Source organism: Hoylesella enoeca JCM 12259 (genome assembly GCF_000613405.1).
GTDB lineage: Bacteria > Bacteroidota > Bacteroidia > Bacteroidales > Bacteroidaceae > Prevotella > Prevotella enoeca.
This window is the reverse complement of the sequence record NZ_BAIX01000001.1, coordinates 167,336-178,745: the sequence shown is the minus strand read 5'-3', so window position 1 is coordinate 178,745 and position 11,410 is coordinate 167,336. Positions and strand designations below refer to the sequence as shown.

Sequence of the window (11,410 nt, the reverse complement as noted above, 5' to 3'; positions counted from 1 at the left end):
CCACAACTCCCCCACTCCCCCCATCCACGCTTGCTCTCTCCCCACCAACGCATCGCTCCCTCCCTGTCCGCTCGTTGCTCCCTCCTTGTCAACTCGTTAACTTGTCAACTCGTCAACTAAGCCCTATCCACTCGTCAACTAATCCACTACTCCCCCTCCTCGTCTACTCGTTTACTTGTTCACTCGTTAACTAACCCCCATCCTCATCTACTCGTTTACTTGTCAACTCGTCAACTAAACCCCGTCTACTCCGTCACTACAACTGCTTTACTCCCTATCTAATCAAATTATCATCGTGATGAGAAATTCGTCTCATCGTGATGAAACTAAATTCTCATCGTGATGAAACAAATTTTTCATCACGATGATAATTCAATTACATAGGGATCTCTCCAATGGTATCTATACAGCAGACGGATAGCATCTGTATTAGGAAACAAATAGAGATTATATCACGGATGGATAGGAGCTATATAGCCCATGAACAGAGGCTATATAGCAAATGAACAAAAGCTATATCAGAAAACGACCGAGACCCTATCGCGGATGGATAGAGCCCATCCGGCAGGCGGCCATCACTATCCTATGGCTTGCAAGCTTCTCCATGATAATACAGATTGAAAGGCATACCGCTGGTCTGTGCGGGCAAGACAAACGTGATATATCCATCTGTCAGAGTTGTAGACATTGGCGTGATGCCATCATAGGTGATCTTACCTTTAGCCTTAAAACAGTGCGACTGTAAGATGACACGGCAAAGGGGTTCTACGAAATAGGCTTCATGTTCCTTTAAACTGCTTTCCGGTATGCCTGGGCGACTACAGCTTTCCTGCATATAAGTGCCGTATGAATAGCGGGTTCCTGCAATGACGTGTTTCGTTAATGTCGTAATCAGTTCTCGCTTTTGTGCACGCAATTCTTTCAATTCACTAATATTAGTTGGGGGTACAGACCCCTTTACAACAGCTATAGTCCTTGTATGAATGTCAACAAAGACATAGCGACACTTATGTCCCCAGTTTTCAAAAGGCATATCGTCTATAAAGAAGAACCAGCACTCACTATTGGGAGATTGTACCGTAGATGAAAGTGTGGATATTGTTGTTTTTGCCTTTAAGGGGTGTTTTGAGACAAAAACATTTATAAAGTCATTGGGCTTTATAGCAAACTCTTTCTGCACACGCTGCCAGGCCTCTGTTTGAGAGACAGCAGACTTTGATTGTGCAGATTATAAGGTGATACCGAAAAGTAATAGTATCAGTAAAATATTAATCCGTTTCATAGCACATTGTTTACCATTTATTCTTACATACAAACGAGCCAGACAGAGCGGGAGAATAGGTGATGGGGATCTTGGCCCATTGCGATTTATCTTTGATCACGATCAGGGTGTAATCCTGAGTAGCCAGGGGGCCGACTTCTACTGTCAAGTCATAAGCACAGATGCAGTTGGCGAGAGGTCCCTGATCGGTCTCTGTGATGACGATGATGTCTCCCCCGATTACTGCATCAACCTTTACCTTGGATGCGCAGGTGTAACTCGTATTTTCGTGTGTCACCAAGAGGCGACCATTCGACATGGCTCGGTAAAGGATGCGCTCGATCGGTGGGTTGTCCCAGAATCCATTGGTTGCTGCATTTGAGTTCCCTTTACAGCCTGACTGGGTGTAGCGCACCGCGTTGGATTGCTCCGGGACAAGAGTATCATTCGGAGTGTATTCTGACTCCTCATGGATGGGAGAGTCATTCGAACTGCATCCAACTGCGCCAAGCCCCATAATGAGCAGAATTAAGAGTGAAGTTAAGGTCTGTTTCATAATGTGTTTTTTAGAAGTGATACAATTAGGTTTATCTATCATTAAGATAGTTTTGCAAATATAAGCTATTTATTGGAAACTTCCAAATAAAAGATCATCAAATTGCCTGTACACCAACAAAATAATCAGACTGAGAAATAGCAGACTTTGATTGTGCAGATAATAAGGTGATACCGAAAAGTAATAGTATCAGTAAAATATTAATCCGTTTCATAGCACATGGTTTACTATTCATTCTTACATACAAACGAGCCAGACAGAGCCGGGGAGTAGGTGATGGGGATCTCGGCCTTGGCCGGGTTGCCAGGAGAAATGACCAACGTGTAATGATGACCCGAGGTGAGCGGTCCCACCTCTATGCCTAAGTCATATAGGCAAATGCAATTGGTTCGAGGATCGGTGTCGGTCTCATAGATGAGGATGCGATCATCTTGTATAGCGGCTTTTACCACGATCTTAGGCTCACAGCTGAAAGCTGCATTCTGGTGCGTTATCAAGAGTTTGCCATGAGGTAATGCTTTATAGACAATTTCCTCAACAGCATCAAAAATTCCGCCTCCCCGGCTCTGTGCAGGAGCCTTTTTACAGCCTGATTGCGTGAAGCGCACTGCGTGGGGTTGACTCGGGTCCGAAGAACCGTCTGAACTGCATCCAAGTGCTACAAGCCCTATGGCGAGCAGGATTAAGAGTGAAGTTAAGGTCTGTTTCATGATGTGTTGTTTTAGGAGTGAGTTGATTAGGTTGATCTATCATCAAGATTACGGGACAAATATAGCTCTTTTTGTGGAAAGAAACAAGTAAAAAACCATTAAATTGCCTATGCATCAGCAAAATAATTGGTCGAGGGCTTGCATATCCTGGGATATGGGCGTAAATTTGTGACGAGTTATAATTGATTTGTATATGAAACACATGTTATTAGTAATCATGATCGCTGCTCTGTGGGGATGTCCCGGGCAGATGCAGGCGCAGGGTGTGGATGTCCGACCGCTTGAGGGCGAGGTGTTTTTGGGGACAAGTGCTCCACTGTTCGGCTACCACGGTGGAAAGAGCAAGTTGGGGACTGCCTTGGGGTTGGAACTTCGTTGCAATGTGGAAGACAGTCCGGTGGATGTCGGCGTGCTGCTCGACATTACGTCGCAGAGCGTGAATACTCGTCACGCCGCCAAGAGGATGGTGTCACAATGGGGCCTTATCGGCAGAACAACCGGACGGCTACGGCAGCTGTGGTCTGCGACTATAATTTCAATCAGGGTGGGCTGGTCAATCCCTTTATTGGCATAGGTTATGGCACATGCCTGTACCAAGCGATCAACCAGGTGGTTTATGACAGTGACGGTAAATGCATGGTCTTTATTCCTCGCGTGGGAGTGGAGTTGTTCCGGCATCTGCGTGTCACTTGTTCCTCGCACTTATCGCGCAAGGGTTACCATAATGTGTCCTTGGCCGTCGGACTCGTACTCGGTGGTAACCCAAGGAAGTTGAAGGGACGGAAGTGCAATTAAGAGAGTTGACAAGTGGACGAATTGACGGAGGAACGATAAGACTGTGGATGCGCTGACGTGAGTCGGCAGGCGTATTAACAAGAAGACGAGTAAGCAAAGGTATTGGCCTCGCTTACTCGTCTTCGGGTTCTTGCTGACAGGTATACGACTGGTGGGGCACAACTCGTATAGAAGACCCCCACAGGTATACGACCTCTCACCGAGCCTGTTATTTTACCCACACGATTTCTCACTGCCGGCAGCATAAGAAATACGGGGAGGGGGCGCGGCAAACACGAAAAAATGATTAACTTTGCAGCATATTTCATAAACAGCTAAGCTATCATGGAACAGAAAAACTATAAGCGCACCACGGTGACGGCTGCATTGCCGTATGCCAACGGCGGTGTGCACATCGGTCATCTGGCCGGGGTTTATGTGCCGGCAGACATATACGTGCGCTATCTGAGGCTGAAAAAGCAAGATGTGATCTTTATCGGCGGAAGCGATGAACATGGGGTGCCCATCACAATCCGGGCCCGGAAAGAAGGCGTGACGCCGCAGGATATCGTCGATCGCTACCATGCGATGATCAAGAAGAGTTTTGAGGAGTTTGGTATTTCGTTCGACATTTATAGTCGTACCACTTCGGAGACACATCACAAGCTGGCTTCAGACTTTTTCCGTAAACTCTACGACGAGGGCAAACTCATTGAGAAGACATCGATGCAGTATTATGACGAGGAGGCGAAGACTTTCTTAGCCGACCGCTATATCGTGGGCGAATGTCCGCACTGTCACCATGAGGGGGCTTACGGAGACCAATGCGAGAACTGCGGCACCGAACTCGATCCCACGGAGCTGATCAATCCGAAGTCTACCATCAGCGGTTCGCAGCCGGTGATGAAGGAGACCCGTAACTGGTATCTTCCGCTGAACGAGTACCAGGGTTGGCTGAAGCAGTGGATCCTCGACGGGCATAAGGAGTGGCGCCCCAATGTCTATGGACAGTGCAAGAGTTGGCTCGACATGGATTTGCAGCCCCGGGCGATGACGCGCGATCTGAATTGGGGTATTCCCGTGCCTGTGGAGGGAGCCGAGGGCAAGGTGCTCTATGTGTGGTTTGATGCCCCGATCGGCTACATATCCAACACCAAGGAGTTGCTTCCCGACAGCTGGGAGAAGTGGTGGAAGGATCCCGAGACGCGCCTTGTGCACTTTATCGGCAAGGACAACATCGTGTTTCATTGCATCGTGTTTCCTGTCATGCTCAAGGCCCACGGCGACTATATTCTGCCGGACAATGTGCCCGCCAACGAATTCCTGAACTTAGAGAACGACAAGATCAGCACTTCGCGCAACTGGGCGGTGTGGCTCCATGAATATCTCACGGATCTTCCGGGCAAGCAAGATGTGCTGCGCTATGTGCTCACGGCCAATGCCCCGGAGACCAAGGATAACAACTTTACGTGGAAAGACTTCCAAGAGCGGAACAACAACGAGCTGGTGGCGGTCTATGGCAACTTTGTCAACCGCGCGTTGCAGCTCACCAAGAAATATTTCAATGGCGTGGTGCCGACTTGCGGCGCACTCACCGATGTAGACCGGCAGACCATCGAGGAGTTTAAGAATGTGAAGCAGGATGTGGAGTCGCTGCTTGATACGTTTAAATTCCGCGATGCCCAGAAAGAGGCGATGAATCTGGCGCGTATCGGCAACCGATATATCACCGAGTGCGAGCCTTGGAAGGTGTGGAAGACCGATCCCGAGCGGGTGAAGACCATCCTATATATCAGTTTGCAGCTCACGGCTAATCTGGCTATTGCCTTTGAACCGTTTCTGCCTTTCAGCAGCGAGAAATTACGCCGGATGCTCAACATCGACCGATTCGATTGGAATCAGTTGGGCGATACCGACATCCTGCAAGCCGGTCATCGGTTGGCCGAACCCGAACTGCTCTTCGAGAAGATCGAAGACGATGTGATCAAGCATCAGTTGCAGAAGCTGGAAGACACCAAACGGGCCAATGCTGCCACGGCTTATCAAGCGCAACCGGTCAAGAAGACGATCGACTTCTCTGACTTTGAGAAACTGGACATCCGTGTGGGACGTATCAAACAATGCGAACGAGTGAAGAAGGCCAACAAGTTACTGAAATTCACGATCGACGATGGTAGCGGTACCGACCGCACGATCGTGTCGGGCATCGCCAAGTTTTATGAGCCGGAAGCCCTCGTTGGCACCGACATTTGCTTCATAGCCAACCTTGCTCCCCGCAAATTGATGGGCATCGAGAGTCAGGGTATGATCCTGTCAGCTGTCGATTTCGACGACAGTCTCTCCGTGATTCGGGTAGACCGCGAGGTAAAGGCGGGTAGCCAGGTAGGGTGAGTGTGATCATTGACTCAAGTAATAGAAATATACAATTGAGATTGAACTGGAAACATAATCATAGAAAAGAAGTAAACCATAAAAATCAATTCTTATGAGAAGATTCATGTTTTTGCTGCTGCTGCTCTGTACGGGGCTTGAGGTTTCGGCACAACATCCAATGGGGTCGCTTACATGGCAGCCCAAGGTGGGGCTTAATGTGGCCAACGTTTCGGGTAGTTCGAGGTCGAGTCGTATAGGGCTTGCCGTTGGGGCCGAGGCAGAGTGGCAAGTGAAAGCGAAATTAAGTCTGGCAGCGGCTCTGCTATATTCACAACAAGGTTGCAAGGTTAAGGCTGGCAGTTATCAGGCTACCCACAAGTTTGATTACATCAATATTCCACTGGTGGTCAACTTTTATGTTGCCCGAGATTTAGCATTGAAGGTGGGATTACAACCCGCTTTCAATGTCAACGCCACAGTCAGGAGTTCATTAAATGGCTATACGGGCACAGCGAAAGAAGGGGGGATGGAAACATTTCTCGTAGAAGTGCCCTTGGGAATCTCTTACGAATGGCAGGGTTGGGTCATCGATGCCCGTTACAACTGGGGACTGAGCAGAATCAATAAAAGCAATGACCACAACAGTGTAACTCAAATCACGATCGGCTATAAATTCAATATGAAATGACGGGGTGCAGGCGACATTCAGTTTGTAAAAAACAGAATGACTGTCTGCACCGAGCTTGTTACCTTGCTGAACGGCAGAAAGATGTAAGCAGCTATAGCTAACGACAATACAAAGACCCATGCATATTTTATTATGGCACTCCGATCTTTGTCTTTTATAGCTCGAAACAAATCCATGCCCCGCATAATTAATGCATAAACGACGTAAATAAAGAGGCAGGTTCCGAACAGATTAACGGTGAGGTCCCAAAAAGTTACTTGCATAATACTTATTTGTTATCGTTGTTTTATTGGTGAGAATAGCGTCTTGGTAATCTATTATCCGTTATCGATTGCCAATACTCTACTCTTTGAGATTTTTATTGTTCCTACATTAGGAAAGATCGGATATATACGGTTGCTATCGTTTGAATTTGGGTTTTCGAATAGCGATATCATTATATAAAGAATCAATCATATCAGGAGTTCCCACGTAAGCTGTTTTATTATCATTGCATACGTGCTGCTTATGCAAGCACCAAAGAAACTCTCCTAAGGCAAGTGCAACTCCAATTGGTCCCATAACTCGCTTTGCAACAGTTTTAAAAGTTTTTTTCATGGCAGCCTTTGACCAGGCTACTGCACTAGATGAGCTCAAACAAAAAAAGATATCAACGCCTAAAGCTTCTATGGCGCAATCAAAGGCATAACTGAGACGGCCTTTATCGCGAGCGCAGTATGCCGGAGTAGCAAAGAAACCTAAGGGATTAAAAGAAGCCGTAGATATCTTATTAGAAGAGATTCTTTCTCTCATTTCTTGCTCACTGAGTAAAAGTGCAAAAACGCTCAATACCGTTTCATCTGCATTATTCTCCTCTAACAGCTCTTGTATATCACTCTCTGAAATGCCTTTACCATAAAGATATTGTCTACTTGCATTTACCATTGGTGACAATTCCTGTCTAACTTTTGTCTCTGAAACTTGAATTGAATACTTAGAATTTGACGAATTAGAACACTCAAACTCTGCTGCTGTTAACCTATGCAAAGCACATATATCTTGAATCGTTTGTATATGATGATACAAATCCTTAACTTCCTCTTGCGTATCTGCTGGGAAATTAATATAAAGTGTTACATCATCTCCTTTTTCCCCATGTGAAATTATACTAGATCTTGTAGTTGGTATGGATACAATTGGAGTTGTTGTGATCTTAGCATAATTCTCTTGATAACACTTAATGAGGTCGGAAGCCTTTGATAAAACAGTACCATCTCTCTTCTCTCCATCTGTTTGGCATGAATGGAAAACAGAAACGACACTAATTGAAATCGATATAACTAATAGGACTATAAATCCTTTAAAAAAACGTTTCATGTGGATTGATATTAATTAATAAATACATAGCTCTTACGGGAATGCTGTCTTCGATCACCCCGAATAAGGAACTAGTGAATTACTAGGATGCTAAGCAAACACTAAAATATACTTTTGAATAATAGATTTTCGTTTTTGTTTTCTTGATAGTTTTTTTAGTTACTCTGTGTTGCAGGGCATAGATATTCTCTCAATTTTGACAGTTTTGTTCTGTTTTGATTGCAATCTGTGGACAAATATAGAAAAAAATCTTGAAAGAATGGGGGTTAAGACGAGTGTCATTTACATATAATTTTGTTTTAATAACGTGTATTTAACTCTTTTTCTTTATCTTTCCACACTCCATTCTGTCAAAGTCTTGCCAGATAAGAAAGAAATGAAGTACGCTTTGCAGCGTGAAGAGAAAATATTTAGGCACACGTACAAGCACGCATATATGCCATTATTAAAACATCGAGAGACTTTGCGAGAGGGCCTTTACAAACCCTTTTCAGTATATATAACTCATAAATCATCTATTTATCCAGAATCTTCATTAATTAACGATAAGAAAGGAAAACAATTAAAGATAACTTTTTATATTAAGCCATAGGACGAGGAAACGGCTGTATTTGTAAGCTCAGATTAGACTGCGACACGCACTTTGATCGACTACACTTGGGTAGAACGGCCTTGTATGTAGGTGCAACTCCGAGTCGAATTCACACTTTTTTATCTCAACTCCATCTTTTTCGAATAACAAAAGAGCAACTTTCAGCCTTTTATTATATCTTTGCGGTGAGATATTAAAATGATTGTATTTCCGATTCAAGCACTAATATTGGTGTTACTCTTACCTAGACCGATTGGCAAATTAAGTAAAGTAGACAGACAAACCGATGTGATTTAAAGCAGAAACAAGCCCTATGTCGCACACGCACCGTATATTTCCACTCTGTTTGGTATTCTTACTCGTACTCACAGCGTGTAGGCAGACTCCGAAACGATATGTGATCGGCGTGTCGCAATGTAGCGAGGACATTTGGAGAGACAAGCTCAACGACGAGTTGGTGATGGGAACTTACCAGCATGAGAACGTTACGCTGAAGTTTGCTTCGGCCAACGATGACGACAAGTTGCAGTCGGTACAGATCCAACAGTTTGTAAACGAAGGCGTTGATTTGCTGATTGTCTCACCGAATCAGATGCACACAGCCGCCGCCGACATCAAACGGGCATACGAAAAGGGTATTCCCGTGATCCTCTTCGACCGAAAGACAGCCTCGAATCAATACACTGCGTTTATCGGAGCAGACAACTTGGAAGCCGGTCGGGTGATGGGCGACTTCATTGCACGGCAATTACACGGACGGGGAACGGTGGTCGAGATCCTCGGTCTGCAAAATTCATCGCCCGCCATTGATCGACATAAGGGCTTTGTACAGACCATCAGTCGGTATCCTGGCATCAAACTGATCGACAAACGGTATGCAGGATGGTTGAAAGACAGGGCCGAACGCGCGATGGACAGCATATTGACAGAACATCAGCACATTGATTTCGTCTTCGGACAAAACGACCGTATGGCTATCGGAGCATTGCAAGCGGCCGAGCGGAGAGGGATTCGAGGCATTCGGTTTGTAGGTATCGACGCGTTGCCTGTGCCCGGAGGCGGACTCGAAAACGTACGGGATGGCCGACTCTTAGCTTCGTATATCTATCCCACACGCGGCGACTTAGTGATGCAGTTGGCTCTGAATATCCTCGAAAAACGACCTTACCACCGTGACAACTATCTGCGGAGTGCCCTCGTCACACGCGACAACGCCAACGTCATGCTTATTCAAAGCGAGGAGATGAATAAACAGCGCAGTCGGCTTTATTCATTACACGGGTTGGTGGACAGCTATCTCGCTCGTTACAATCACCAGAAAATCTATCTTCTTTTATTCGGAATCATCACACTGCTGCTTATCGGACTCATTGTTTACATTTATCGAACAATCGTGATAAAACAGCAATTGAAAGAAGAAGCCACCAATGCCAAACTCCAATTCTTTACCAATGTGAGCCACGAATTGCGCACGCCGCTCACATTGATTGCCGATCCCGTGGATCACATCATTGCCGACTCGAATCTCACCCGACAACAACGCAACATGTTGCAAATCGTGCGGCGTAACACGGGTGTACTCTCCCGATTGGTCGACGAGATATTAGACTTCCGCAAAATACAATCTGGCAAGATGGCACTCACATTGAGTGACTTCGATCTTTCGACGTATATGCAACAATGGTTAAATGCTTTTTCTACTCCCGCCAACCGAAAACACATCACACTCGAACTGCAAGTAGCCGACTCAATCAGCATCAGAGCCGATCTGTATAAGATGGAACGAATCTGCTACAATCTGTTGTCCAATGCGCTGAAATACACGGATGAAGGTGGGCGCATCATTTTTGCGGCCAACGAAAACGATGAAACCGTCTGCATTCGTGTAGCCGACAATGGTGCAGGAATCAGTAAAAACGAACTTCCGCATATCTTCGACAGATTTTATCAAACGTGCAATCCACGTCCGAGCAGCACAGGAATAGGTCTTGCCATCGTGCATTCCTTTGTCGAATTACAGGGCGGACGCGTGACTGTTGAGAGTGAATTAGGCTCCGGAACAACCTTCATCATCACATTGCCGAAGATTGTCCAAGGCGTCAATATTGCTTCTGCAACCGACGTTCACACCCTACCCGACGGTCCATTTGATGACACATCGGCCCGCGACATATCGTCAAACGTGATGACCGAAAAACTCACCGACATTGGCACCAAGGAAAAACCGGCCCTGCTGATCATCGATGACAATGAAGACATAAGAGCTTATCTCATGGCACTTCTGAGTAATGACTACGACGTTTCACAGGCTGCCGACGGACAAATGGGACTTCAAAAGGCGATGAGAGACATTCCCGACATCATCATTTGCGATGTGATGATGCCCGGATTAGACGGTCTTGCCCTTTGCAAACGCATCAAGACAGATATTCTCACGAGCCATATCCCCATCATTCTGATCACGGCCCGCACCCTGGAAGAACAACGCGTGGAAGGCTATAATGAAGGAGCCGACGCCTATTTGACCAAGCCTTTCAGCAGCGAAGTGCTGAAAGCGCGTATCAGAAACCTGTTGGAGAGTAGGCGACAATTGAAATATCACGTGAGCAATACGACTGAGATAAGCGATAAACCGCTTGATGCCGACACGCAATTTATCGCCAATTTTAGGCAGATTGTCCTCAAACGGCTATCCGATTCTGAGTTCAGCGTAGAAACAGCAAGTGCAGCAATGGGCTTGAGTCGCGTCCAACTATATCGCAAAGTAAAGGCGCTGACAGGTTCATCACCCGTAGAACTCATTCGGATCACCCGTTTGAAACAGGCCGAACAACTGCTCCGCACCACGTCGAAGACCATTGCCGAGATTGCTTACGACGTCGGTTTCTCCTCCCCTTCATATTTTTCCAAATGCTATAAAGATTATTTTGGTCGACAACCGGGCGGTTTAGACAAACGAACGAATAGCTCTCCGAAAATCAAATAAATACACATTCATTGCCAACTCACCGTTAATTGGCGTGCAACTAACGGTGAGTTGTTGTGCAATTAACCGTTAATCGCACAACAACCGATAAAACAATGTTTTGGCGTTAATTCA

The 11,410-nt window shown here is 46.0% G+C and carries 9 protein-coding genes; 5 read left to right on the top strand and 4 right to left on the bottom strand.

Annotated features, from left to right (window positions below; translation table 11 throughout):
• Positions 1-583: 583 nt before the first annotated feature.
• The 3 genes from JCM12259_RS00730 to JCM12259_RS00720 form a co-directional block, all read right to left on the bottom strand.
• A complete protein-coding gene (locus JCM12259_RS00730) occupies positions 584-925 on the bottom strand; it encodes a hypothetical protein (RefSeq protein WP_025065036.1) in 342 nt (113 codons plus the stop codon).
• Between the two features lie 367 nt (positions 926-1,292).
• A complete protein-coding gene (locus tag JCM12259_RS00725) occupies positions 1,293-1,817 on the bottom strand; it encodes a hypothetical protein (RefSeq protein ID WP_156409637.1) in 525 nt (174 codons plus the stop codon).
• 227 nt (positions 1,818-2,044) lie between these two features.
• On the bottom strand, positions 2,045-2,527 hold the full coding sequence (locus JCM12259_RS00720) for a hypothetical protein (RefSeq protein ID WP_060544478.1): 483 nt from the start codon (positions 2,525-2,527) through the stop codon (positions 2,045-2,047).
• Positions 2,528-2,729: 202 nt separating this feature from the next.
• On the opposite strand from JCM12259_RS00720, the gene JCM12259_RS15665 reads away from it, so the two are divergent.
• The 4 genes from JCM12259_RS15665 (at position 2,730) to JCM12259_RS00705 (ending at position 6,362) form a co-directional block, all read left to right on the top strand.
• Positions 2,730-3,101: a hypothetical protein gene (locus tag JCM12259_RS15665; RefSeq protein WP_148299526.1), complete on the top strand. Its 372-nt coding sequence runs from the start codon at positions 2,730-2,732 to the stop codon at positions 3,099-3,101.
• Positions 3,002-3,322 carry a hypothetical protein gene (locus JCM12259_RS16365; protein ID WP_025065033.1) on the top strand — a complete coding sequence of 107 codons (321 nt, stop codon included), beginning with the start codon at positions 3,002-3,004 and terminating at the stop codon, positions 3,320-3,322. Before JCM12259_RS15665 ends, JCM12259_RS16365 begins: the two co-directional genes overlap by 100 nt.
• Before the next feature lie 324 nt (positions 3,323-3,646).
• The gene (gene metG / locus JCM12259_RS00710; RefSeq protein ID WP_025065032.1) at positions 3,647-5,692 is read left to right on the top strand and encodes a methionine--tRNA ligase; all 2,046 of its coding nucleotides are present in this window, start codon (positions 3,647-3,649) and stop codon (positions 5,690-5,692) included.
• 94 nt (positions 5,693-5,786) lie between these two features.
• Complete coding sequence (locus JCM12259_RS00705) at positions 5,787-6,362, top strand: outer membrane beta-barrel protein (protein ID WP_025065031.1); 576 nt, start codon at positions 5,787-5,789, stop codon at positions 6,360-6,362.
• A 399-nt stretch (positions 6,363-6,761) separates the two neighbouring features.
• Here JCM12259_RS00705 and JCM12259_RS00695 read toward each other — a convergent pair whose 3' ends face one another.
• Positions 6,762-7,718, bottom strand: a complete 957-nt coding sequence (locus tag JCM12259_RS00695; protein WP_025065029.1) for a hypothetical protein — start codon at positions 7,716-7,718, stop codon at positions 6,762-6,764.
• Positions 7,719-8,623: 905 nt separating this feature from the next.
• On the opposite strand from JCM12259_RS00695, the gene JCM12259_RS00685 reads away from it, so the two are divergent.
• On the top strand, positions 8,624-11,296 hold the full coding sequence (locus JCM12259_RS00685) for a substrate-binding domain-containing protein (RefSeq protein WP_025065027.1): 2,673 nt from the start codon (positions 8,624-8,626) through the stop codon (positions 11,294-11,296).
• Positions 11,297-11,410: the final 114 nt, after the last annotated feature.